The 22,215-nt window shown below is 73.8% G+C and carries 19 protein-coding genes; 7 read left to right on the plus strand and 12 right to left on the minus strand.

The window, feature by feature from the left end:
• The first annotated feature begins 94 nt into the window (after positions 1-94).
• The gene (locus ABTZ03_RS18000; RefSeq protein ID WP_350513950.1) at positions 95-508 is read left to right on the plus strand and encodes a Fur family transcriptional regulator; all 414 of its coding nucleotides are present in this window, start codon (positions 95-97) and stop codon (positions 506-508) included.
• 67 nt (positions 509-575) lie between these two features.
• On the opposite strand, the gene ABTZ03_RS18005 is transcribed toward ABTZ03_RS18000, so the two are convergent.
• A complete protein-coding gene (locus ABTZ03_RS18005) occupies positions 576-1,892 on the minus strand; it encodes a cytochrome P450 (protein WP_350513951.1) in 1,317 nt (438 codons plus the stop codon).
• A gap of 137 nt (positions 1,893-2,029) precedes the next feature.
• On the opposite strand from ABTZ03_RS18005, the gene ABTZ03_RS18010 reads away from it, so the two are divergent.
• Positions 2,030-2,650: an L-threonylcarbamoyladenylate synthase gene (locus tag ABTZ03_RS18010; protein WP_350513952.1), complete on the plus strand. Its 621-nt coding sequence runs from the start codon at positions 2,030-2,032 to the stop codon at positions 2,648-2,650.
• 154 nt (positions 2,651-2,804) lie between these two features.
• On the opposite strand, the gene ABTZ03_RS18015 is transcribed toward ABTZ03_RS18010, so the two are convergent.
• Positions 2,805-3,515 (minus strand): hypothetical protein, encoded by a 711-nt coding sequence (locus ABTZ03_RS18015; RefSeq protein ID WP_350513953.1) that lies wholly within the window; start codon positions 3,513-3,515, stop codon positions 2,805-2,807.
• 136 nt (positions 3,516-3,651) lie between these two features.
• Here ABTZ03_RS18015 and ABTZ03_RS18020 point away from each other — a divergent pair, with 136 nt between their 5' ends.
• Positions 3,652-4,377: an NADPH-dependent F420 reductase gene (locus ABTZ03_RS18020; RefSeq protein ID WP_350513954.1), complete on the plus strand. Its 726-nt coding sequence runs from the start codon at positions 3,652-3,654 to the stop codon at positions 4,375-4,377.
• Between the two features lie 4 nt (positions 4,378-4,381).
• Here the strand turns inward: ABTZ03_RS18020 and galK are convergent, their stop codons facing one another.
• Together galK and galT are read right to left on the minus strand one after the other, a co-directional pair.
• Positions 4,382-5,512: a galactokinase gene (gene galK, locus ABTZ03_RS18025; protein ID WP_350513955.1), complete on the minus strand. Its 1,131-nt coding sequence runs from the start codon at positions 5,510-5,512 to the stop codon at positions 4,382-4,384.
• The gene (gene galT, locus ABTZ03_RS18030) at positions 5,509-6,663 is read right to left on the minus strand and encodes a galactose-1-phosphate uridylyltransferase (RefSeq protein WP_350513956.1); all 1,155 of its coding nucleotides are present in this window, start codon (positions 6,661-6,663) and stop codon (positions 5,509-5,511) included. The genes galK and galT overlap by 4 nt, the downstream gene beginning before the upstream one ends.
• A 151-nt stretch (positions 6,664-6,814) precedes the next feature.
• Here galT and ABTZ03_RS18035 point away from each other — a divergent pair, with 151 nt between their 5' ends.
• Entirely contained in the window at positions 6,815-7,624 is an 810-nt protein-coding gene (locus ABTZ03_RS18035) for a DeoR/GlpR family DNA-binding transcription regulator (protein ID WP_350513957.1), read from the plus strand.
• 48 nt (positions 7,625-7,672) lie between these two features.
• Here ABTZ03_RS18035 and ABTZ03_RS18040 read toward each other — a convergent pair whose 3' ends face one another.
• The 5 genes from ABTZ03_RS18040 to ABTZ03_RS18060 form a co-directional block, all read right to left on the minus strand.
• Positions 7,673-8,695, minus strand: a complete 1,023-nt coding sequence (locus tag ABTZ03_RS18040; protein ID WP_350513958.1) for a LacI family DNA-binding transcriptional regulator — start codon at positions 8,693-8,695, stop codon at positions 7,673-7,675.
• An 88-nt stretch (positions 8,696-8,783) separates the two neighbouring features.
• On the minus strand, positions 8,784-10,553 hold the full coding sequence (locus tag ABTZ03_RS18045) for a glycoside hydrolase family 36 protein (protein ID WP_350513959.1): 1,770 nt from the start codon (positions 10,551-10,553) through the stop codon (positions 8,784-8,786).
• 5 nt (positions 10,554-10,558) lie between these two features.
• Positions 10,559-11,404 (minus strand): carbohydrate ABC transporter permease, encoded by an 846-nt coding sequence (locus ABTZ03_RS18050; RefSeq protein ID WP_350513960.1) that lies wholly within the window; start codon positions 11,402-11,404, stop codon positions 10,559-10,561.
• Positions 11,401-12,342, minus strand: a complete 942-nt coding sequence (locus ABTZ03_RS18055) for a carbohydrate ABC transporter permease (RefSeq protein WP_350513961.1) — start codon at positions 12,340-12,342, stop codon at positions 11,401-11,403. The genes ABTZ03_RS18050 and ABTZ03_RS18055 overlap by 4 nt, the downstream gene beginning before the upstream one ends.
• Entirely contained in the window at positions 12,339-13,682 is a 1,344-nt protein-coding gene (locus tag ABTZ03_RS18060; protein ID WP_350513962.1) for an ABC transporter substrate-binding protein, read from the minus strand. The genes ABTZ03_RS18055 and ABTZ03_RS18060 overlap by 4 nt, the downstream gene beginning before the upstream one ends.
• A 381-nt stretch (positions 13,683-14,063) precedes the next feature.
• Here ABTZ03_RS18060 and ABTZ03_RS18065 point away from each other — a divergent pair, with 381 nt between their 5' ends.
• Entirely contained in the window at positions 14,064-15,551 is a 1,488-nt protein-coding gene (locus ABTZ03_RS18065) for an extracellular catalytic domain type 1 short-chain-length polyhydroxyalkanoate depolymerase (RefSeq protein ID WP_350513963.1), read from the plus strand.
• A gap of 364 nt (positions 15,552-15,915) precedes the next feature.
• Here the strand turns inward: ABTZ03_RS18065 and lysA are convergent, their stop codons facing one another.
• Entirely contained in the window at positions 15,916-17,307 is a 1,392-nt protein-coding gene (lysA, locus tag ABTZ03_RS18070) for a diaminopimelate decarboxylase (protein WP_350513964.1), read from the minus strand.
• Between the two features lie 44 nt (positions 17,308-17,351).
• Positions 17,352-17,561, minus strand: coding sequence for a hypothetical protein (locus ABTZ03_RS18075; RefSeq protein WP_350513965.1), 210 nt, complete (start codon positions 17,559-17,561; stop codon positions 17,352-17,354).
• A gap of 378 nt (positions 17,562-17,939) precedes the next feature.
• On the opposite strand from ABTZ03_RS18075, the gene kdpB reads away from it, so the two are divergent.
• Both kdpB and ABTZ03_RS18085 read left to right on the plus strand, forming a co-directional pair.
• On the plus strand, positions 17,940-20,138 hold the full coding sequence (gene kdpB, locus ABTZ03_RS18080; protein WP_350513966.1) for a potassium-transporting ATPase subunit KdpB: 2,199 nt from the start codon (positions 17,940-17,942) through the stop codon (positions 20,136-20,138).
• A 230-nt stretch (positions 20,139-20,368) separates the two neighbouring features.
• Positions 20,369-20,878, plus strand: coding sequence for a universal stress protein (locus tag ABTZ03_RS18085; protein ID WP_350513967.1), 510 nt, complete (start codon positions 20,369-20,371; stop codon positions 20,876-20,878).
• A 163-nt stretch (positions 20,879-21,041) separates the two neighbouring features.
• On the opposite strand, the gene ABTZ03_RS18090 is transcribed toward ABTZ03_RS18085, so the two are convergent.
• Positions 21,042-22,205 (minus strand): alpha/beta hydrolase, encoded by a 1,164-nt coding sequence (locus ABTZ03_RS18090; RefSeq protein ID WP_350513968.1) that lies wholly within the window; start codon positions 22,203-22,205, stop codon positions 21,042-21,044.
• Between the last annotated feature and the right edge of the window lie 10 nt (positions 22,206-22,215).

Genomic DNA, 22,215 nt, shown 5'->3' on the forward strand with positions numbered 1-22,215 from the left:
AAGACACCAAGTCCATATCCGATCGGGATCCGGAAGCCCCCGGATGTGAATTGCTAAACTCCGGTCTTCCCCTTGACCTGAATAGGTGAACCGTATGAGTGACCTGCTGGAGCGGCTGCGCGAGCGCGGCTGGCGCCTCACCTCCCAGCGGCGCGTCGTGGCCGAGGTCCTGGACGGCGAGCACGTGCACCTGACCGCCGACGAGGTGCACGCCCGCGCGGCCGAGCGCCTCCCGGAGATCTCCCGCGCGACGGTCTACAACACCCTCGGCGAGCTGGTCACCCTCGGCGAGGTTATCGAGGTCTCCACCGACGGGCGCGCCAAACGCTACGACCCCAACGCCCACCACCCGCACCAGCACCTGATCTGCACCGGCTGCGGCGCCATCCGCGACGTCCACCCGCTCGGCGACCCGCTCACCGACCTCCCGGCCGACCAGCGCTTCGGCTTCGCGCTCTCGGGCGCCGAGGTCACCTACCGGGGGCTCTGCCCGGCCTGCGCGGGCTGACCGCTCCGGCACCGGGGGAATCGTTCCGGCTGCCCGGGCCGTCGGTCCAGCCGGCCGGGCCGTCGGTTCAGCCGGCCGAGCCGTCCTGCCAGCGGACCGGCAGGCTCTTGAGCCCGTTCTGGAAGTTGGACACCAGCCGCTGCGGCCGCCGCTCCGGGTCGAGCGCGAGGCCCGGGAGGCGCTCCAGCAGATGACGCAGGGCGGACCGCAGCTGCAGCCGCGCGAGTTGGGCGCCCACGCAGAAGTGCGGGCCGTAGCCGAAGCTCACGTGGTCGTTCGACGTGCGGGAGACGTCGAAGCGGTCCGGCTCGGGGAACACGGCCTCGTCGCGGTTGGCGGAGGCGTGGTACACCACCACCTTGTCGCCCGCGCGGATCGACTGCCCGGCGAGCTCCGTGTCCCGGGTCGCGGTGCGCCGGAAGTGCACCACGGGCGGCCAGCAGCGGAGCATCTCCTCCACCGCCGACGGTATCAACTCCGGCCGCTCGCACAGCAGTCGGTACTGATCGGGATGGCTGAGCAGGGTGTGCAGGCCGCCCGGCAGGCCGTTGCGCACGGTCTCGTTCCCGGCGACGGCGAAGAGGAAGAACATGGTCTCGAACTCCTCGACCGTCAGACCCGCCCCGAGCGTCCGGGCCAGCACACCGCCCGGGTCGGGCCGGGCGGCCAGGGCGTGCGCGTAGGCGAACATGTCGGCCAGCGCGGCGCGGGAGCGCGGATCGACCGGACGGCCGTCCGGGGTGGTCCGGGCGGTCGGGCGGCGCGCGAGGGCGAGGCGGCCGACGTCGGTCAGGGCCGCCGGGTCGACCGTACTGGCGAAGGCGTAGTCGGCGTCCTGGTAGCCGATCACCCGGTTCGCCCAGTCCAGCAGCAGCCCCCGGTCCTGCTCGGGCACCCCCATCACCCGGGCCAGAGTCCACACCGGCAGGTCGGCGGCGATCGCCGTGAAGTCGGCGGCGCCGTCCGGCCGGACGGCCTCGACCAGCTCCCGGGCCCGGCCGTCGACCGCCTCCGCCAGCTCCGCCAGGGCGCGCGGGGTGAACGCCGCGGCCACGATGCGGCGCAGCCGGGCGTGGTCCGGGGGGTCCTGGTTGAGCATCATCGTGCGGACGAAGTCCAGGTCGGCCGGGGTCCCCGGGTCCCGGATCTGGGTCGCGCCGAGGTGCGAGGAGAACAGTTCGGGGCTGCGCAGCACCTGCTTCACGTCCGCGTGCCGCAGCACCGCCCAGTAGCCGACCCCGGACGGCCAGTCCCCCACCGCCGGCTCCTCCACCCAGCAGACCGGCGCCTGCGCCCGCAGCTCGCGGAACAGCTCGTACGGCACGCCGTCGGCGTACGTCTCGGGCCGGAAGATCCGGTTCACCCGCGCCTGGTCGACACCCATGGGGCCCGACCGTACGCCGCGGTCCGGCGGTCCACCAGACCCCGGTCGGGCGCGTTCACAGGCTCGTTCGCGGGCTCGTTCGCGGTGGTTTGTCGCGGATGCTCCCGTACCGCCCCGGGATCCCGTAGGGTCGGCCAATGGCGAAGTACTTCGACGTGCACCCCGAGTCCCCCCAACCGCGCACCATCAGCACCGTGGCCGACAGCGTCCGGTCCGGCGCCCTGATCGCGTACCCCACCGACTCCTGTTTCGCCCTCGGCTGCCGCCTGGACAACCACGACGGGCTGGAACGGATCCGGTCGATCCGACGCCTCGACGACCGCCACCACTTCACCCTGATGTGCCAGGACTTCGCCCAGCTGGGGCAGTTCGTCCAACTCGACAACTACGTCTTCCGGGCGGTCAAGGCCGCGACGCCGGGCAGCTACACCTTCATCCTCCCGGCCACCAAGGAGGTGCCGCGCCGGCTGCTGCACCCCAAGAAGAAGACCGTCGGGGTCCGGATCCCCGACCACGTCGTCACCCGGGCCCTGCTCGCCGAACTCGGCGAGCCGCTGGTCTCCAGCACCCTGATCCTCCCCGGCGAGGAGGAGCCGATGACCCAGGGGTGGGAGATCAAGGAACGGCTGGACCACGTGCTGGACGCCGTGCTGGACTCGGGCGACTGCGGCACCGAGCCGACCACGGTCATCGACTTCTCGGGCGGCGAGGTGGAGATCGTCCGCCGCGGGGCGGGGGACCCGGCGCGCTTCGAGTGACGGTGCGACGGCCCGGGGAAGGCCCGGGCCGCCACCCGGACCGGATTCGAACGCGGAAGCAGCGCCAGGGGGTTGCCGTTTCACCGCCGTCGGGCCAGTTTGATGGCGAGCAGGACCACAGCGAGCGCGAACGGGGGTCGCGCCGGGCCGTGGATCATGTCGTCAGAATGTCATGGACGGTGATGAGTTGTTCGAGTTGGGTAGGGTCGTCGACCCGCAGGATGGCAGACTCCACGGCGAGTTGGAGGCCGGGGCCGCGCAACCAGTCCACGAAGGCCTGATACGGGGCGCCCTGCCTGTCCCAGAAGGCGTTCTGCGGTTCGAGGCCGCCGCTCACGGCGAACTCGTACAGGCGCTCCACGGCCACCGGGGTGACGAGGAGTTCCCATTCTGCTAGCCGGCCGGTGAAGGCGGCCGGGGCCCGATCTCCTGCTGCCGCGAGGGCGCAGAGCACGGCCTCGGCGTCCCACCACTCGTCGGCGTTGTGCAGGACGTCCACCCAGAGGGCGTCCAGGAGTCGACGCAGGTAGCCGGCCTCCGGCCACTCCTGCCAGCCCGCCCGGGCGAGCTTGTTGCCGACCAACTCCAGGTCGGGGACGGTGAGTTCAGTGGTCAGCGCGAGTTGGAGGATGCGCGGGGCGAAATAGCGGAAGTCGGCGGGCGAACCGACGGTGTTGAGGACGGAGGTCGCGTAGTACGTCAGCTCGTCGGCGGTGAGCCGCTCGCGCGGCGTGTGGAGCAGCACGCTCAGTTCGGCGGGCCGGGTGCAGCAGGGGCAGGCGTCGAGGGCGGTCGGGCGCGGGGCCGCGGCAAAGGCGGCGGGGAGGCCGTGGATGAGGTGCTGCAGTGGGGTGCCGTCCGTCATGGACGCCATTCAACATGCCGGGCGAGCCCGTTCGGCGGCTGGCCGCCCGGGACAGCAGTAGGCCCAGGGCGTCGTCAACCGGGGGTTCCGGGGGACCACCCTTGCGGGCGGGAATCCGGGGCGTGGCGGGGAACAGATGCGATCACGGCGTGGTTGGGGCTGGGCGATGGACCGTGCGGCACTCGTGAAGGGCTTTCCCATGAAGATCGGCATTATCGGTGCGGGCAACATCGGCGGCAACCTGACGCGGCGGCTCACCGCGCTGGGGCACGAGGTCTCGGTGGCGAACTCCCGCGGGCCGGAGTCGCTGCGGGCACTGGCGGAGGAGACGGGCGCGACGGCGGTGCCGGCCACCGAGGCGGCCAAGGGTGCGCAGGTCGTGGTGGTGACGGTGCCGCTGAAGAACGTGCCGGACCTGCCGAAGGGGCTGTTCGACGGCGCCGCCGACGGGCTGGTGGTGATCGACACCGGGAACTACTACCCGAAGGAGCGCGACGGCCGGATCGACGCGATCGAGGACGACGGGCTGACGGAGAGCCGCTGGACGGAGCAGCACATCGGCCACCAGGTGGTGAAGGTGTTCAACGGCACCTACGCGCAGGACCTGTTGGACCGGCCGCTGCCGGCCGGCGCCCCGGGGCGGCTGGCGGTGCCGGTCGCCTCCGACAACGAGGCGGCGAAGCGGGTGGTGCGCGCCCTGGTGGACGAGCTGGGCTTCGACACGGTGGACGCGGGCGGCATCGACGACTCCTGGCGCCAGCAGCCGGCCACGCCGGTGTACGGGCTGCGGGCCGGGGTGGAGGCGGTGACCCGGGCGCTCGCGGAGGCCTCCCCGGAGCGCCCGGCGGCCCACCGGGCCTGACGGATCACCGCAGTCGGCGCGCCCCCTCGGCCGGTACGGCGGTGAGGGTGCGCGGCTCGGTGTGACCGGCGGCACGGAAGGCGGCGGTCACGGCGGCGGCGACGTGCTCGGCCGCGTCGGCGTCCACCAGGGCGATGACGGAGCCGCCGAAGCCGCCGCCGGTCATCCGGGCGCCGTGGGCACCGGCGGCCAGGGCGGCGTCGACGGCGAGGTCGGTCTCCGGGCAGGAGACCCGGTAGTCGTCGCGCAGCGAGGCGTGCCCGGCGGTGAGGATCGGGCCGAGCGCGGCGAGGTCGCCGGCGTCGAGTGCGGCGACGGCGGCCTCGACGCGCGCGTTCTCGCTCACCACGTGCCGCACCAACGGCCGGAGGTCGTCCGGGAGTCGCTCCAGTGCGACGGGCAGGCCGGCGGCGTCCAGCGAGCGCAGTGCGGGCAGCCCGAGCAGCGCGGCGGCCTTCTCGCAGCCGGCCCGCAGTGCGGCGTAGGCGCCGTCGCCCAGGTCGTGCTTGACCCGGGTGTCCAGGACGAGCAGTGCCAGCCCCGCCGCCCCGAGATCGACCGGCACCTGGCGCACCGTCAGGTTGCGGCTGTCCAGGAAGAGCGCGGCACCGGGGCGGCAGCACATCGAGGCCATCTGGTCCATGATCCCGCAGGGCACCCCGACGAAGGCGTTCTCGGCCCGCTGGGCCAGCAGCGCCAGTTCGGGGGCCGACAGGCCCAGCCGGTACAGGTCGTCGTACGCGGCCGCGACCGCGCACTCCAGCGCGGCGGAGGAGGACAGCCCGGCGCCGCTGGGCACGTCGCTGTCCAGCCGGATGTCCGCCCCGCCGACCGGGTGCCCGGCGTCGCGCAGCGCCCACACCACACCGGCCGGGTAGCCGGCCCAGCCGGCGACCGAACCGGGCGCGAGCTCGTCGACCCGGAGCTCGGTCACCGGCCCGCCGCCCTGGGCGGACCACAACCGCAGCAGCCCGTCCGTCCGCCGGGCGGCCTGCACCCGGGTGGTCTGCGGCAGGGCGATCGGCAGCACGAACCCGAGGTTGTAGTCGGTGTGTTCGCCGATCAGGTTCACCCGCCCGGGGGCGGCCCACTCCCCCTCCGGCGCGCGGTGGTAGAGCTCCGTGAACGTGCTCATGAGGCGACCTCCCGCAGCCGGCGGGCCGCGTCCTCGGGGGTGACGTCGTTGACGAAGGCGTCCATGCCGGATTCCACACCGGCCAGGTACTTGAGCTTGTCGGCGGTGCGGCGGATGGTGAACAGCTCCAGGTGCAGGGCGAGTTCGTCGCGCCGGCCGGCGGGGGCCTGGTGCCAGGCGGAGATGTACGGGGTGCGGCCGGGTGCCTCGGGAGTGCCGAAGAGGCGGTCGAAGCGGCGCAGCAACTCCAGGTAGAGGCCGGGGAGTTCGTCGCGCTGGGCGGGGTCCAGGGTGGTCAGGTCGGGCACCCGGCGGTGCGGGAAGAGGTGCACCTCGTACGGCCAGCGGGCGGCGAAGGGGACGAAGGCGGTCCAGTGCCGCCCGGCGAGCACCACCCGTTCGCCGTGGGCGCGTTCGGCGGCGAGCAGGTCGTCGAAGAGGTTGCGGCCGGTGGCGGCGCGGTGTTCGGCGGCGCGGTCGACCATCCGGGCGGTGCGCGGGGTGGTGAAGGGGAAGGCGTAGATCTGGCCGTGCGGGTGGGCGAGGGTGACGCCGATCTCGGCGCCGCGGTTCTCGAAGCAGTAGACCTGCTGCACGCCGGGCAGGGCGGAGAGTTCGGCGGTGCGGTCGGTCCAGGCGTCGAGGACCAGGCGGGCGCGTTCCGGGGTGAGATCGGCGAAGGAGGCGTCGTGGTCGGCGGTGAAGCAGACCACCTCGCAGCGTCCGGCGCCGGGGCCGCTGGTCCACAGGCCGTCGGCGTCCCCGGTGAGCGGGGCCGGTGGTCCGGCGAGCGAGGGGAAGCGGTTCTCGAAGACGGCCACCTGGTAGTCGGCGGCCGGGATCTCGCTCAGCCGGCCGTCGCGGGAGGGGCAGAGCGGGCACTCCTCGGCCGGGGGCCGGTAGGTGCGGGCCTGGCGGTGGGCGGCGACGGTGACCCAGGCGCCGGTGGCCGGGTCGAGCCGCACCTCGGGGCCGGCGGGACCGACCGCGCCGGAGGGATCGCCGGGACCGCCGGGGCGGGGGTCGAGCGGGCGCCGGTCGACGGTGTCCCGGGGGACGGCCGCGCCGCTGTCGTAGTAGATGAGCTGGCGCCCGTCCGCGAGGGTGGTCGCGGTCCGGGCGGTGGGCTGGGTCAGGGTCGTCCCGGCCATGGCCTTCTTTCCTCTGCGTGGCGTGGCGTGGCGAGCGTGATGGCTGTATGACGCCAGGGGGAACAACGGAAAGCTAGAATCAACAGAAAGCTACAATCTCAAACATTATCCATCAGAACCACGCCTCGAAAGTGGTCGAAGGAGGCCCCCGATGGCTGACAGCGCCCAACCGCTCGCCGGACAGCGCCGCGTGCTGATCCTGGAGCAGGTCCGCGCCCGCGGCGGGGTCCGGGTGACAGAGCTGGTCCGGGACCTGGGCGTGTCCGACATGACCGTCCGCCGTGACCTCGACGCGCTGGCCCGCCGCGGCCTGGTGCAGAAGGTGCACGGCGGCGCGGTGCGGATCGAGGCACCGGCCAGCGGCGAGCCCGGGTTCGAGACCAAGGCGCACTGGGAGCTGCCCGCCAAGGAGGCGATCGCCCGGGCGGCGGCCGCCCTGGTGCCGCCCGGCTCGGCGGTCGGGCTGGCCGCCGGGACGACCACCTACGCGGTCGCCCGGCACCTGCGCGCCGTCGAGGGCCTCACCGTCGTCACCAACTCACTGCGGATCGCCGAGCTGCTGGAGCAGCCCGACGAGGACGGCACGCCCGCCACCGCCACGGTGATCCGCACCGGCGGCGTCCGGACGCCCTCGGACGCACTGGTCGGACCGGTGGCCGACCAGGCGATCCGCTCGCTGCACGTCAACGTGCTGATCCTGGGCTGCCACGGCCTGTCCGCGGAAACCGGCCTGACCACCCCCAACCTGGCCGAGGCGGAGACCAACCGCTGCTTCATCCAGTCCGCGCGCCGGGTGGTCGTGGTGGCCGACCGGACCAAGTGGGACGCGGTCGGCCTGGCCTCCTTCGCCTCGCTGGACCAGCTGGACGTGCTGGTCACCGACGACGCCCTGCCCGCGGAGCAGCGGGAGGCGGCCGCCCGGCTGGTCGGCGAGCTGGTCGTCGCCGCCGAGGAGTGCTGACCGGCGGAACGGTGAGCGGGACCGAGCAGCACCGACCTACGGAAGCCGTCAGCCCGAACTGGCCCGCACCACCAGCTCGGTGGGCAGTTCCAGGCCCGTCGTCGGCACCGCCTCGCCGTGCACCTGGCCGAGCAGCCGGGCCATCAGCCCCGCCGCGATCGCCCGCAGCGGCAGCCGGACCGAGGTCAGCGGCGGGTGCAGGTGCCGGCACAGCGGTGTGTCGTAGAACCCGGTGACCGCGACCCCGGCGGGCCCGACCGCCAGGCCCTCGGCCCGCACCGCCTCGTAGACGTCCAGCGCCAGCAGGTCGCTGCCCGTCGCGAAGGCGGTCGGCCGGTCCGGGCCGCGCAGCAGCGCCCGGACGGCCGCCGTGCCGGAACCGTCCGGCAGCGGCGCCGCCGCCAGGCCCAGCCGCCGGGTCTCGGCGAGGAACCCCGCCCGGCGGGCCGCCATCCAGGGCAGCTCCTCGGTGGCGCCGAGGTAGCCGATCCGGCGGTGGCCCCGCGCCGCCAGGTGCCGCACCACCGCCGCCATCGCCGTGTCGTTGGCGATGTCCGCCCAGTGCTGCGGCTCCGCCGGTCCGGTCCGCCCGAAGCTGGCGAACGGGACACCGAGCCGGGCCACGTGGGCGATCCGCGGGTCGTCGGTCAGCACGTCCGCCAGCACCAGTCCGTCGACCTGACGGGCCGCGACCAGCTCGTCGATGGCCGCGACCGGGTCCGCCGCGGGCGGGGCGGGCCGGAACAGCAGCACCCGCTGGCCCCGCTCCCCCGCCGCGTCGACCAGGGCCTCCAGGAAGCCGGCCATCAGCGGGTTGGGGTCCAGCGGGTCGTCCACCGGCGCCAGGTAGCCGATGGTGCGCCGGGCGCCGCTGCGCAGCGACCGGGCCGACTGGTCGGGCTGGTAGCCGAGTTCGCGGATCGCCGTGCTCACCCGCTCCAAGGTCTCGGTACGGACCCGGTGCGGGGCGTTGAGCACGTTGGAGACGGTCTGCCGGGAGACCCCGGCCGCGCGGGCGACCTCCTCGATGGTGGCGGCGCCGCTGCGCGACCGGCGCGGTCCCTCGGTCAATGCGGTCCTCCTGCACGGGTGACGGGCTGATGCTGACGGGTGGCCACCGACGCGTCGGCCACCGACGGGACGACCACCGGCGGCCCGGCTACCCGCGGCGCAGCGTGAGCAGCCCGCCGCGCGGCACCGGCACGGTGTCCGTCCGCCCGAGGTCGATCTCGTCCTGCCGGACGATACGCCCCCGGGCGTCCTGCACGGTGACGGCGGCCGTCCCGCTGCCGCCGGTCAGCCGGACGTCCGGATCGGCGTCGGCGTTGGCGACCAGCAGCGTGCGCCAGTCGGCCGCCGAGGCGTCCACCGGCAGCGCCGCGTACCGGGCGACCGCGACCGTCCCCGCGCCGAGCGCGGTGACCAGCGGGTATCCGAGGTCGGGCCGGCTCGGGCGCAGTTCGCCGAGCTGCAGGGTGTCCAGGTGCTCGCGGAAGACGCCCAGCCAGAAGGCGAGCGCCTCGCGCTGCCCGGGGTCCTGGGCGGCGAGGTCGACGGAGATCTGCGGCACCGAGAACAGCACGTTGATCAGGTGGCAGGCGATCTGCTCCGGCGGCTCGGCCGGGTGCCACATCAGCATGTCGGCGTGCACCGGCACCGGCCCGGCGGCCAGCCGCACGTCGACGGTGCGCTGCCGGTTCTCCTGCGGGCTGAGCGGGCAGTCGGTGGCGCGGATCATGGTGACGTACGGCCACAGGCCGGGGCTGACGTACGGCTGGCGGTGCTCGACCATCGCCTCCGGGTGGGCGGCGGTGATCCGGGCGCGGATGGCGGCGAGCAGCTTCTCCACGCCCTCGGCCACGCTCGCGCAGTCCGCCTCGGGGCCCGGCTGGGGGGCGTCCGCGCGCTCGGCGGCGCGGGCGAACCAGTCGACGAAGTCGACCTTGAGGCCGTCCATGCCCCACTCCTCGACCGCCCGGGCGAGCCGGCCGGTGAGGAACTCGCGGACCTCGGGGTAGCGCGGGTCGGCGACGATCGCGCCCATGTGGGCGGCGTCGGCGAGGACGTACCGGCCGATCTGCCGGAACGCGGCGCTGTCCTTGCCGATGAACGGCAGCGCGTACCAGAGCAGGTACTGGACGCCGAGGTCGTGGACGCGCTTGACGTGCTCGGCGGTGCCGGGCAGCGACACGGGCTCCCAGTCGCCGCAGTGGGCGTAGCCGCGGGTGCGGTCGGCGGTCATCCAGCCGTCGTCGACGATGATCACGTCCAGGCCGAGGTCCTTGCCGAGCGCGGCCTGGGTCTCGATCCGCTCGGGCGAGACGTCCTGGTGCATCGAGTACCAGGTGGAGTAGGCGGGGCGGCGGGCGGCGTCCGGGATGACGGCGGTGCGGCCCTCGCCCCACCAGGCGGTGAGGTCGGCGAGGCAGCGGGCGTAGTGCCGGCCCGAGGTGTCGATGCGGACGGTGAGCCGGCCCTCGGCCTGGGCCCAGAACCGGAACTCGCCGGTCTCCTCGACCACTCCGGCGCCGGCCAGCACCTCGACCTGCTCGGCCGCGAAGGCGCAGAGCGCGGTGTCCCCGGTGCCGACCAGCGCGGCGATCGGGGCGCCGGCGGCGAGGCCGGTGCGGCGCGGGGCGCTCCAGGCGGCGGGCAGCCAGCCGGTGCCGCGCGGTTCCGGGGTCCAGAAGGAGGTGGCGTCCACGCAGGGCACCCGCCATTCGATCCGGACGGCGGCCGGGCCCTCGGCGGTCACCTCGACCACACCGTCGGCGAGTCGGCGGGCGGCGCCGGTGCCGCTCACCCGCAGGTCCAGGCCCTGGGCGGGCAGTGGGCGCAGGGTTCCGGCGGCGGGGGCGTGCGGCTCCCAGAGGTCGGGCTCGGGGGAGGCCGTTCCGGTCTGCCGGGTCGGCCCGGTCGTCTCGGTCATGCGGCTCAGCCTTTCGTGGCGCCGGCCAACAGGCCGGAGATGAACTGCCGTTGGAGGACCAGGAAGAGGACCATCAGCGGCAGGGTGGACAGCGCGGTGCCGGAGAGGATCGCGCCGTAGTCGGTGGTGGCCTGGTTGCCGTACAGGGTCGCCAGGGCGACCGGGAGGGTGTGCATGTCCGGGCTGCGCAGGGCGATCAGCGGCCAGACGAACTGGTTCCAGGAGCCCAGGAAGAGGAAGATCGAGAGCGCGGCGAGCACCGGCCGCATCACCGGGACGACGACGCTCCACAGCACCCGGAACTCGCCCGCGCCGTCCACCCGTGCGGCGTCCAGGAGTTCGTCGGGCAGACTGCTCAGCGACTGGCGCATCAGGAAGATCGCGAAGGGCACGCACAGGCCGGGCAGGATGATCGCCTGGTAGGAGTCGAGCAGACCGAAGCTCATCATCATCTTGAACAGCGGTACCAGCATGACCTGTTCGGGCACCACGAGGGTGGAGAGCAGCAGCGCGAACAGCAGGGTGCGGCCGCGGAAGCGGAACTTGGCGAAGGCGTAGCCGGCCAGCAGCGCGACGACCAGGGCGCCGGCGGTCTGGATCCCGGCCACCAGCAGGGAGTTGCCGAGCACCCGCAGCAGCCCGATCCGCTGGTCCAGCCGGTGCAGGTTCTCGCCGAGGCCGCCGCCGGGCAGCAGGTGCGGCGGCCAGTCGAAGATCTCGGTGTCCTTGCGGGTGATGGAGATCAGCAGCCAGTAGAAGGGGGCGATCGAGAGGCCGGTGAGGCCGGCCAGGAGGAAGGTGAGCGGCCAGCCGCGGAGCTTCCTCAGCCGCCCGGGTCCTTGTCGGTTCATCGGTCCTTCTCCCCCATCAGACGCATCTGGACCGCGCCGAGCACGGCCACCAGCAGGGTGAGCGCGTAGGCGATGGCGGAGGCGTAGCCGAAGTCGAAGTAGCGGAAGCCGTTCTGGTACAGGTACATGGAGACGGTCAGGGTGGCGTTGTCCGGGCCGCCGCCGGTCAACACGTACGGCTCGTCGAAGAGTTGGAGGGTGCCGATGGTGGAGAGCACGACGGTGAACAGCAGCACCGGGCGCAGCGCGGGGACGGTGACGGCGGTGAAGCGGCGGACCGGTCCGGCGCCGTCGACCATCGCGGCCTCGTACAGCTCCTTGGGGATGGACTGCAGGCCGGCCAGGTAGATGACGGCGTTGTAGCCGGTGTAGTGCCAGGTCAGCACCAGGACGACGGACATCCGGGCCCAGAACGGCTGCCCCAGCCAGTCGACGGTGGGCAGGCCGACGGCGTTCAGCAGCCAGTTGACGGCGCCGTCGTCGCGCTTGAGCAGGAAGGCGAAGATCACGCCGGTGGCGACCAGGCCGGTGACGGCGGGCATGAAGACGCCCAGCCGCCAGACCGCCCGCCAGCGCACCAGCACGGAGTTGATGCCGACGGCCATCAGCAGCGCCAGGCCGAGCATCAGCGGGACCTGCACGACGAGGATCTCGCCGGTGTTGCGCAGCGCCGTCCAGAACAGCGGATCGTCCAGCAGGCGGCGGTAGTTGGCGAGGCCGGCGGCGCGGGTGGCGGTGCCGGAGCCGGTGCTGAAGGAGAGCAGCAGCGACTCGACGATCGGGTAGGCCTTGAACACCCCGAAGGTGATCAGGGCCGGGGCGAGCAGCAGGTACGGCAGGGCGGTGCGGCGCAGCCGGGCCCGGCGGTGGGCGCGCTCGGCGCGTCCGGCGGGGCGGGCCGGCCCGGTGAGGACGGGGGGCGGGGCGGTGGCGGTCATGCGATGGTGCGTCCGCTCTGCTGGGCGAGCTGCTTGGCGGCGTCCTGGAGGACGGTGGCGGGGTCGCCGCCCTTGAGGAAGACCTTGGTCTGGGCGTCGCCGGCGAGCTTGAGGGCGCGGGCGTAGTCGCTGGAGAAGTTGGTCGGGTCGCCGCCGTCGGTGGCCAGTTCGGCGAAGGTCTTCAGCGGGGACTGGCCGCCGTAGTAGTCGCTGGGCTCGGCGTACATCGGGTCGGAGTAGGCGTCGAGCAGCGCGGGGAAGACGCCGCCGCCGTTGAACATGGCGTTCACCGAGGCGGGGCGGGTGAGCGCGTACTCGACGAACTTCCAGGCGGCGCGGCGGCGCGGGCTGGAGGCGGAGACCGTGAGGTGGGTGGAGTTCACCAGGGCGGTGCGCCGGCCCCCGGGGGTGACGGCCGGCGGCTTGGCGAGGCGCCACTCGCCGCGCTGGTCGGGGAACTTGGCCTCCAGGTAGTGGGCCGCCCAGGCGGGCATCGGGGCGACGGCGAGCTTGCCGGCCTTCATCAGGGTGGCCCAGCCCTGGCTGCCCGGGGCGTCGGCGACCAGTCCGGCGTCGTCCAGGTGCTTGAGGATGGTCATGGCGCGGACGGCGGGCTCGGAGCCGAGGGTGATCCGGTTCTGGAGGTCGAAGTAGAAGGCGCCCTGGAGCTGCATCAGGTTCTGCACGAAGTCCAGGTCGGGGTCGGGGTTGGCGGCCTTGTTGATGCCGATCAGCGAGATGCCGGGGTTGGCGGCCTTGAAGCGGTCGGCGGTGGCGATCAGGTCGTCCCAGGTGGCGAAGGTGGTGGGGTCGAGGCCGGCCTTGTCGAAGTAGTCCTTGCGGTAGAAGAAGCCGAGCGGGTTGACCTCCCAGGGCAGCGCGTAGACGTGGCCGTCCTTGCCGGTGACGACCGGCCACAGGCCCTTGGCGAACTTGTCCTTGTGGGCGTCGGCGCCGAAGGCGGAGAGGTCGGCGAGGCCGCCGGGGAACTTCTCCAGGTAGCCGGGCAGGTAGTCGCAGCCGATGTGCAGGACGTCGCCGAGGCCCTGGCCGCCGGCCGCCAGGCCGACGGTGATCTTGTCCCAGATGGCGGGGTTGCCGATGTCCTGGACGTCCACCTTGATGCCCGGGTTGTCCTTCTCGAAGGCCGGGACGACGGCGCGCAGCGCGGCGGCGGCCGTGGCCCAGGACCACACGGTGATCGTCCCGGTGTCGGCGTCCCCGCCGGAGCCGCCGCCCGATCCGGAGCCGCCGCAGGCCGCGAGGCTGCCGCCGGCCGCGAGGGCGAGCAGGCCGGCTCCGGAGGCGCGGAGCAGATCGCGACGGGAAAGGTGTGACATTGCATTCCTCCCGGTGGGGTGGCGCTGGGCAGGGACGAGCACGAGGTGGGGGTCTGCTCGACGGTCGCGGGCGGGCCTGAGCACGGGTTTGAACGTTCAAAACCACAAAACAAACCAGAACCAAACACATTCGCACGAGCGGGACACAGCAAACGCCCGCACTCCCCACCCCGTCAAGCCCCGCGCCCACCGATCCCGACCACCGCAACCGTTCCGTTACCGGCCCCGACCACCCGTCACCCGTCACCCGTCACCCGGAGCTGGTTGACGATGGGGGCGGGCCACACGGTGGGGTGGGGCGGCGTGAGGGTCCGTGCCATGTCCACCGCCGTCACCCGCGCCCATGCTTCACGGCACCGATCTCGCCCTGGGAGCCCCGCCATGCCCGAACCCGTGCGCACACGCGTACTCGCCCTCCTCCTCGCCGTCGTCGCCGTCCTCGGCCTCGCCACCGCCGCCACTCCCGCCGCAGCCAGTCCCGCCGCCGCTCCCGCAGCCGCCGACAGCGGGACCTTCCAGCAGGTGACCGGCTTCGGCTCGAACCCCGGCAACCTCGCGATGTACAGCTACCTGCCGGCCGGCCTGCCCGCCGGAGCGCCGCTGGTGGTCGCCCTGCACGGCTGCACCCAGACCGCGAGCGACTACTACGGCGGCTCCGGCTGGCCCAAGTTCGCGGACGCCTACCGCTTCGCCGTGGTCCTCCCGCAGACGAGCTCGGCCAACAACCCGCTGTCCTGCTTCAGTTGGTTCGACTCCGGCAAGGACACCCGAGGCAACGGCGAGGCCGCGTCCGTCGTGCAGATGGTGGAGAAGGCGGAGGCGCTCTACGGCTCCGACCCGCACCGGGTGTTCGTCACCGGCCTGTCCGCGGGCGGCGGCCTGGCCGCTGACCTGCTGGCCGACTACCCCGACGTCTTCGCCGGCGGCGCCGTCGACTCCGGCCTGCCCGCCCAGTGCGCCACCACCCAGGGCGCCGCCTCCGGCTGCCAGAGCGGCAGCCAGAACCTCACCCCGGCCCAGTGGGGCGACAAGGTCCGCAACTCCGACCCCGGGTACGCCGGTCCGTGGCCGCGGGTGGCGATCTGGCAGGGCACCGCCGACTACACCGTCCAAGCGGTCAACGGCACCGAGCTGCGCGACCAGTGGACCGACGCCCGGGGCATCGGACAGACCCCGTCCGGCTCCCAGAGCCTGCCCGGCGGCACCACCCTGACCACGTACGACGACGCCACCGGCGCCCCGGCCGTCGAGCTGTACTCCGTCTCCGGCATGGGCCACGGCCTCGCGGTCCACCCCGGCTCCGGCCCCGACCAGTGCGGCACCACCGGCGCGTACTTCCTCGACACCATCTGCTCCAGCTACTACACCGCCCAGTTCTGGGGCCTCGCCGCCCCCGTCACCGGCGGCGGGCTCCCGGCCCCGGCCGGACTCGCCGTCACCGGCACCACGGCCGGCTCGGTCTCGCTCTCCTGGACCGCCGTCGCCGGCGCGGTCTCCTACGACGTCTACCGCAACGGCGTGCGGGTCGACTCCGCCGCCGTGACCGGAACCGCCTACACCGACACCGGCCTGGCCGCCGGCACCTCGTACGGCTACACCGTCGCCGCCGTCGACTCCTCCGGCACCGAGGGCGCCCGCTCGGCCGTGGTCGACGCCACCACGACCGGCGCCGCCCCGAGCTGCTACACCGCGAACAACTACCAGCAGACCGCGGCCGGCCGCGCCCACCAGAGCGGCGGCTACACGTACGCCGACGGCTCGGACCAGAACATGGGCCTGTGGAACGTCTTCACCACCCACACCCTGGAGGAGACCTCCCCCGGCTACTACGTGATCGCCGACGCGGGCTGTCCGGCCGCCACCGGATGACAAGAGTTGGGTGGGAGGTCGGCCCGGCCGACCTCCCACCCAACTGTGCTCAGGCGAACGGCTCCTGTCGCAGCAGCCGACGGACGCCGAGGGGCGGACGCACGGGAATCCGGTGGGCGACGGACCGTTGAGGCCGCGCCGCCGCGGCCGGCCGTCGCGGCGGCCCGCGTGGGTGAGCGCGAGCCCGAGGGGCCACAGGCCGCCAACAGCAGGGCGGATATGCCGGCGGCCCCCACGGAGCGCACACGAGTCATTCGAGTCATGGGCAGAATGTAACGGTCGTGTGCGACGGAACGTCAGCCCCTGGCCCGGGAATTACTCCCGGGCCCGTGCGCCCCCACGCCCGTACGCCGGTCCGCGTTCCTCAGCGGCCGACCTCGCGCAGCCGGAAGTCCTCGACCGTCTCCCGCCGGATCAGCAGCCGGGCCCGGCCGTCCTTGACCGCCGCCACCGCCGGACGCCCGACCAGGTTGTAGCCGGAGGCCATCGACAGCTGGTACGCACCGGCCGCGGGCACCGCCAGCAGGTCGCCCGGGCGCAGGTCGGCGGGCAGCACCGCGTCCCGGACCAGGACGTCCCCGGCCTCGCAGTGCCGGCCGACCACGTCCACCCGCATCGCGCCCGCGTCCGAGCGACGGCCCACCAGCCGCACGCTGTACGGCGATCCGTACAGCGCCGGGCGCGGGTTGTCGCTCATCCCGCCGTCCACGGCGGCGAAGCAGCGGCCGTCCGCCGTGTGCTTGACCGACAGCACCCGGTACACCGCCACCGCGGCCGGGCCGGCCACCGCCCGGCCGGGTTCGACGATCAGCCGCGGCACCTCCAGCCCGGTCTCGGCGCAGCGCACCGCCAGCCGGTCGGTGACCCGGACCGCGAACTCGGCCAGGTCCAACTCCTCGTCCCCGGGCAGGTAGCGGATGCCGTGGCCGCCGCCGAGGTCGAGCTCGGGCAGTTCCACGTCGTGCCGTTCGCGCACCTCGGCGAGCAGCCGCACCAGCGCGTCCACCGCCTGGAGGTAGGGCTCGATCGAGGTGATCTGCGAGCCCAGGTGGCAGTGCAGCCCGGCGAGTTCGAGCCCGGGCTGGTCGAGCACCCGGGCGATCGCGTCGGCCGCGTCGCCGCCCTCGATCGGGAAGCCGAACTTCTGCCCGCCGACCCCGGTCCGCACCGCCGCGTGGTGGCCGGCGGCGATCCCGGGCACCACCCGGACCAGCACCTTCTGCGGGGTGTCGGCGGCCACCAGCGCCGCCAGCCGGGCGATCTCCGCCGGGCCGTCGATCACGATCCGGCCGACCCGCAGGCGCCGCGCCAGCCGCAGCTCCTCCGGGGACTTGGCGTTGCCGTGCAGCAGGATCCGCTGGGCCGGGAAGCCGGCCGAGACCGCCAGCCACAGCTCCCCGGCCGAGCAGACGTCCAGGCCCAGCCCCTCCTCGGCCACCCAGTCGGCCATCGCGCTGCACAGGAAGGCCTTGGCCGCGTAGAGCACCTCGGCGTGCGGCAGCGCCCGCCGGTAGGCCCGGGCGCGGCTGCGCACCTCGCCCTCGTCCAGCACGTACAGCGGGGTGCCGAACCGCTCGGCCGCCTCCGCCAGGCCCACTCCGCCGACCAGCACCTCGCCGCCCGGGCCGGGCCGCGCCGAGGCCGGCCAGGGGCCGCCGAGCACGTCGGCGGGGGCGGACGCGGGGGCGGTCCCGGGGCCGGACGCAGGGGCGGCCGCCGGGGCGGAGGGGACGGGCGGGGCGAAGAGCTGGGTCATGTCGGATGCTCCTACGGGTGGTCGGACGGGGCGTGGCGGCGGGGTCAGTCCTCGAAGTGCATCGCGAACCGGCAGTTCGCCGGGCGGGTCCGGGCCCGGTCGGTCGGGTCCTGGACCTCGGCCTGTCCGGGCGGCTCCGGCTGGTCCTGGTACGCGGTCGCGGGCACCAGGCGGACGGGCCGTCCCAACGGCCGGGCCGAACGGCTGGGCCGGCCCGGCTGGTCGATGTCGATGACGGCGGTGACGGTGGTCACGGCGGGCTCCTCGGGGTCGGGCGCGGGTGGGGCGGGCCGTCGGGGACCGGCGACCTCACCCACCAGTGGAGACCCTCCGGGGGCCGACCGCACCCGGCCTTGACGCACGGCCTACGCATCGGGGGCGTACCTTGACGACTTCCTGACATGCCTCCCATCCCATCGGTGCGAACGTTCGTTCGTGCAGGTCGGAGCCGGTTCACCGCCCAGTGTCAGGGAGCTGTCAAGAATCGGCGGCCGCCCGCCAAGCCCGCGTCAAGACCCGCATGGCGCCCCGGAAACCGGTGGTGGGCTGTGGCCCGTCCCCGTCGCCACCGAGTCCGTCGCCCCGCCGCCGAGAGGCCGAGCCAGGGGCGGCCCGGAAGGTCCCCCGAGACGATGCGCCGTTCGGCCCTCACCACACCGGATGCCACCGCACCCCGAACCGACTGGTTCCGACGCCCGGGCCCCGGTCCCGCGCAGCCCCCCGAGCCCGACCCGGGCCACCACCCGAGCCACCGGCCGTCCTCGACCCGGGGCCGGCGCACGCTGATCACCCGGCGCCAGCTGGCCGAGGCCCTGCCCGCCGCCGTCCGCAAACTCGACCCGCGCACCCTGGTGCGCAACCCCGTGATGATGGTGGTCGAGACCGGTTCGGCGCTCACCACCATCAGCGCCGTGCTGCACCCGGGCGTCTTCGCCTGGGTGATCTCCTTCTGGCTGTGGCTGACCGTCCTGTTCGCCAACCTCGCCGAGGCCGTCGCCGAGGCGCGCGGCAAGGCACAGGCCGAGTCGCTGCGGCGCGCCCAGGCGGGCATGACGGCCCGACGGCTGCTGCACTGGCGGGTCGGCACCCCCGACCACCGCCACGAGGTGCTGCCCGCCGAGGAGTTGATGCTGCACGACATCGTGCTGGTGCCGGCCGGGGAGGCCATCCCGCAGGACGGCGAGGTGGTCGAGGGCGTCGCCAGCGTGGACGAGTCCGCGATCACCGGCGAGTCCGCGCCGGTCATCCGCGAGTCCGGCGGCGACCGCACCGCCGTCACCGGCGGCACCAAGGTGCTCTCCGACCATCTGATCGTCCGGGTCACCTCGCGCCCCGGGCAGAGCTTCGTGGACCGGATGATCTCCCTGGTCGAGGGCGCCAACCGGCAGAAGACCCCGAACGAGATCGCGCTCAACATCCTGCTGGCCTCGCTCACCATCGTCTTCCTGCTGTCCGTCGTCTCGCTCCAGCCGATGGCGATCTACGCCCACGCCCCGCAGACCACCATCGTGCTGGTGGCGCTGATGGTCGCGCTGATCCCGACCACCATCGGGGCGCTGCTGTCCGCGATCGGCATCGCCGGGATGGACCGGCTGGTCCAGCGCAATGTGATCGCCCTGTCCGGACGGGCCGTCGAGGCCGCCGGCGACGTGGACGTGCTGCTGCTGGACAAGACCGGCACCATCACCCACGGCAACCGCCGGGCCGTCGCCCTGCACCCGCTGCCCGGCGCCACCGTCGAACAGCTCGCCGAGGCCGCCCAGTTGGCCTCCGTCGCGGACGAGACCCCGGAGGGGCGCTCACTGGTCGAACTGACGAACCGTCAGTACTGGGTGCCGCCGAGGTCGCCCGGCGAACTCGGCGAGCAGCGGCCGGTCCCGTTCACCGCGCTCAGCCGGATGAGCGGCGTCGACCTCACCTGGCCGGACGGCACCGGCTGCCTGATCCGCAAGGGCGCGGCCGCGGCGGTCGCCCGCTGGGTGGTGGACTCCGGCGGGCGGATCCCGATGGAGGCCAAACCGCTGGTCGACCGGATCGCCGAGGCCGGCGGCACCCCGCTGCTGGTCGCCGTGCACGACCGGCACGGCGCCCGCGCGCTCGGCGTGGTCGAGCTCAAGGACGTGATCAAGGAGGGCATCGCCGAACGCTTCGCCGAACTGCGCCGGATGGGCATCCGCACCGTCATGGTCACCGGCGACAACCCGCTGACCGCCAAGGCGATCGCCGAGGAGGCCGGGGTGGACGACTTCCTGGCCGAGGCCACCCCCGAGGACAAGCTCGCCCACCTCAAGCGCGAGCAGGCGGCCGGGAACATGGTCGCGATGACCGGCGACGGCACCAACGACGCCCCCGCGCTCGCCCAGGCCGACGTCGGTGTGGCGATGAACTCCGGCACCCCGGCCGCCAAGGAGGCCGGCAACATGGTCGACCTCGACTCCAACCCGGCGAAGCTGATCGACATCGTCCGGGTCGGCAAGCAACTCCTCATCACCCGGGGCGCGTTGACCACCTTCTCGATCACCAACGACGTGGCCAAGTTCTTCGCGATCATCCCCGCGATGTTCGCCCACGCCTACCCCGGACTGCACCACCTCAACATCATGGGCCTGCACAGCCCGCAGTCCGCGATCGCCTCCGCGATCATCTTCAACGCGCTGATCATCGTCGCGCTGATCCCGCTCGCCCTGCGCGGCGTGCGCTACCAGCCCTCCTCCGCGACCGACCTGCTCCGCCGCAACCTGCGGGTGTACGGGCTGGGCGGGCTGATCCTGCCGTTCCTCGGCATCAAGGCGATCGACCTGCTGATCGAGTTCGTACCGGGACTGGGCTGACCGGGACCGGGCCGAGCACGACCGGGACCGGGCCGGCCACGACCGGCGAGCCGCTGTCAGGAGGCCGTCAAGATGTGTGCGACCCGCGTCATGGAGATGTCAGCACCGGTACGGACCGGACGGTTCCGGGGTTCACTGGAGTCATCCGGAGCAAGGAGCCAAGGAGCACCGAACCGGCGGAAGCGGAACTCGACCGGAGTGGGCTGCCGGAGAGACGGAGGCGAACGGCCATGACCGACACGACAGCCGAGACCACGGCCGGCACGACCCGGGTGATCGTCGGCCTGAGCGGGTCCCTGAGCAGTCTGGCCGCCCTCTACCACTCCGTCGGCGAAGCGGCCCGGCTCGGCGCCGTGCTGGTGCCGGTCGCCGCCTGGACGACGCACGACAAGGACGGGCTGCGCCCGCTGTCCGAGCTGGAGCACGCCGCCCGGCGGCGGCTGGACATCGCCTTCGAGCAGGCCTACGGCGGCTACCCGTCCGGCCTGGTCATCCACCCGCTGGTGGTGAACGCCGAACCGGGGCCCGCCCTGGTCGCCGCCGTCACCGGGCCGGACGACCTGCTCGTCCTCGGCGCGGCCACCCCGCGCCGCTTCGAGCGGCTGCGCGGCACCTCCGTCGCCCGGTACTGCCGGCACCGGGCCGGCTGCCGGGTGGTCGAGGTCTCGCCGTCGGCGCTGCTGACCCGGCTGGAGCTGACCGCCCGCACGGGCGCACCGCTGCCGCTGCTGGCCCGGTGAGGCCGGCGGGCCCGGCAGCGCCCTTCGAACGCCCCGCCGCCCCGGCGCACCCCGCCGGGGCGGCGGGTGCCATGTCGCGGGCCGCGATCGGGCCGTGAGCGGGCCACGTCGCAGGCGATGGAACGGGCAGCTGAGCGGGCAGAGGAGCGGGGAGCTGAGCAGGCTATGAGGCGTCCGGCAGGTGCGCGCCGAGCCAGCCCAGCGAGGGCGGGATCAGCCGGTTCCAGGTGGTGAAGTTGTGCCCGCCGCGGTCGACCGTGGCCTGGGCCACCACCAGCGGCGGACGGGCCGCCGCCGCGAAGGCGGAGGAGTCTGCGTAGGTGCTGCCGTCCTCCTTGCTGGCGGCGAGCAGCACCGCGAGCGCGGGCACCGGCAGGTGGGCCAGCCGCCAGTTCAGGTCGGCCTCGTCCCGGCGCTGCGGGCTGCCGCCGAAGAGGTCGCCGGTGGTCACGTCGTCGGCCGCCTTGAAGTAGCCGGAGAGCGAGACCGCCACCGGGAAGGTGTCCGGGTGCACCATGCCGAGCTTGACGGCGCAGTAGCCGCCGGTGGAGTCGCCCATCACGCCGAGGCTGCGCGGGCCGTCGAGCACCCGGTAGCCGGCCCTGAGGTCGGCGGGCATGTCCACCGCGTAGTAGCTCTGCGCCTGCGGGCCGTGCGGGACGTCCTCGCACTCGGTGTCCCGGGGCATGGTCGGCGAGGGCCGCATCAGCACCAGTACGGTCGGCTTCACGGTGCCCCGGCCCAGCAGGGCCAGCTCGGTGGCCGGGTAGCGCAGCTTGGTGACCAGGTTGGCGGCGTCGCCGGGGAAGCCGGTCAGCACCAGGACGGCCGGGAAGCGCTTGCCCTGGTAGCCGGGCTGGAAGTACTGCGGCGGCAGGTAGACGTAGCCGTCGGTGCTCAGTCCGGTGGTGGCGCCGGGCAGCCGGACCCGGTCGAGCCGCCCGGCCCGGGCCGGGGCGTGGCCGCCCGGGCCCGCGCCGGTGATCTCGGCCGTGCCGAGCACCTGCACCCCGGCCGGGGTGCCGCCCGGAGCGGCGGGAGCGCCGGGGGCGCGGCCCGGGGTGGCCCCGGCCCCCTGGATGACGGCGGCGCCGCGCTCGTGCCCGAGCAGGTCGGACCAGCTGCTGTAGAAGCCGAAGTGGTCGTTGACGGCCAGCCCGAGCGTGCCGAGCAGCGCCAGCTGGGTGACCAGGACGGTGCCGAGCCGCAGGAACACCGCGGGCCAGCTGCGGACCGCCAGCCGGGGCCAGACCCAGAGCGTGCCGAGCACCGTGAACCCGGCGAGCAGTGCCGCCAGCGCCAGCAGCTTGTGACTGGTGAGTCCCATCGGTCCCGGC

The sequence above is a fragment of the Kitasatospora sp. NPDC096077 genome (genome assembly GCF_040303245.1).
Classification (GTDB): Bacteria; Actinomycetota; Actinomycetes; order Streptomycetales; family Streptomycetaceae; genus Kitasatospora.

What these genes read in the sequence shown, in the direction of transcription:
- ABTZ03_RS18000 (WP_350513950.1), top strand. Translation starts at nt 95, where the DNA reads ATGAGTGACCTGCTGGAGCGGCTGCGCGAGCGCGGCTGGCGCCTCACC.
- ABTZ03_RS18005 (WP_350513951.1), bottom strand. Translation starts at nt 1,892, where the DNA reads ATGGGTGTCGACCAGGCGCGGGTGAACCGGATCTTCCGGCCCGAGACG.
- ABTZ03_RS18010 (WP_350513952.1), top strand. Translation starts at nt 2,030, where the DNA reads ATGGCGAAGTACTTCGACGTGCACCCCGAGTCCCCCCAACCGCGCACC.
- ABTZ03_RS18015 (WP_350513953.1), bottom strand. Translation starts at nt 3,515, where the DNA reads ATGACGGACGGCACCCCACTGCAGCACCTCATCCACGGCCTCCCCGCC.
- ABTZ03_RS18020 (WP_350513954.1), top strand. Translation starts at nt 3,652, where the DNA reads ATGCGATCACGGCGTGGTTGGGGCTGGGCGATGGACCGTGCGGCACTC.
- galK (WP_350513955.1), bottom strand. Translation starts at nt 5,512, where the DNA reads ATGAGCACGTTCACGGAGCTCTACCACCGCGCGCCGGAGGGGGAGTGG.
- galT (WP_350513956.1), bottom strand. Translation starts at nt 6,663, where the DNA reads ATGGCCGGGACGACCCTGACCCAGCCCACCGCCCGGACCGCGACCACC.
- ABTZ03_RS18035 (WP_350513957.1), top strand. Translation starts at nt 6,815, where the DNA reads ATGGCTGACAGCGCCCAACCGCTCGCCGGACAGCGCCGCGTGCTGATC.
- ABTZ03_RS18045 (WP_350513959.1), bottom strand. Translation starts at nt 10,553, where the DNA reads ATGACCGAGACGACCGGGCCGACCCGGCAGACCGGAACGGCCTCCCCC.
- ABTZ03_RS18050 (WP_350513960.1), bottom strand. Translation starts at nt 11,404, where the DNA reads ATGAACCGACAAGGACCCGGGCGGCTGAGGAAGCTCCGCGGCTGGCCG.
- ABTZ03_RS18055 (WP_350513961.1), bottom strand. Translation starts at nt 12,342, where the DNA reads ATGACCGCCACCGCCCCGCCCCCCGTCCTCACCGGGCCGGCCCGCCCC.
- ABTZ03_RS18060 (WP_350513962.1), bottom strand. Translation starts at nt 13,682, where the DNA reads ATGTCACACCTTTCCCGTCGCGATCTGCTCCGCGCCTCCGGAGCCGGC.
- ABTZ03_RS18065 (WP_350513963.1), top strand. Translation starts at nt 14,064, where the DNA reads ATGCCCGAACCCGTGCGCACACGCGTACTCGCCCTCCTCCTCGCCGTC.
- lysA (WP_350513964.1), bottom strand. Translation starts at nt 17,307, where the DNA reads ATGACCCAGCTCTTCGCCCCGCCCGTCCCCTCCGCCCCGGCGGCCGCC.
- kdpB (WP_350513966.1), top strand. Translation starts at nt 17,940, where the DNA reads ATGCGCCGTTCGGCCCTCACCACACCGGATGCCACCGCACCCCGAACC.
- ABTZ03_RS18085 (WP_350513967.1), top strand. Translation starts at nt 20,369, where the DNA reads ATGACCGACACGACAGCCGAGACCACGGCCGGCACGACCCGGGTGATC.
- ABTZ03_RS18090 (WP_350513968.1), bottom strand. Translation starts at nt 22,205, where the DNA reads ATGGGACTCACCAGTCACAAGCTGCTGGCGCTGGCGGCACTGCTCGCC.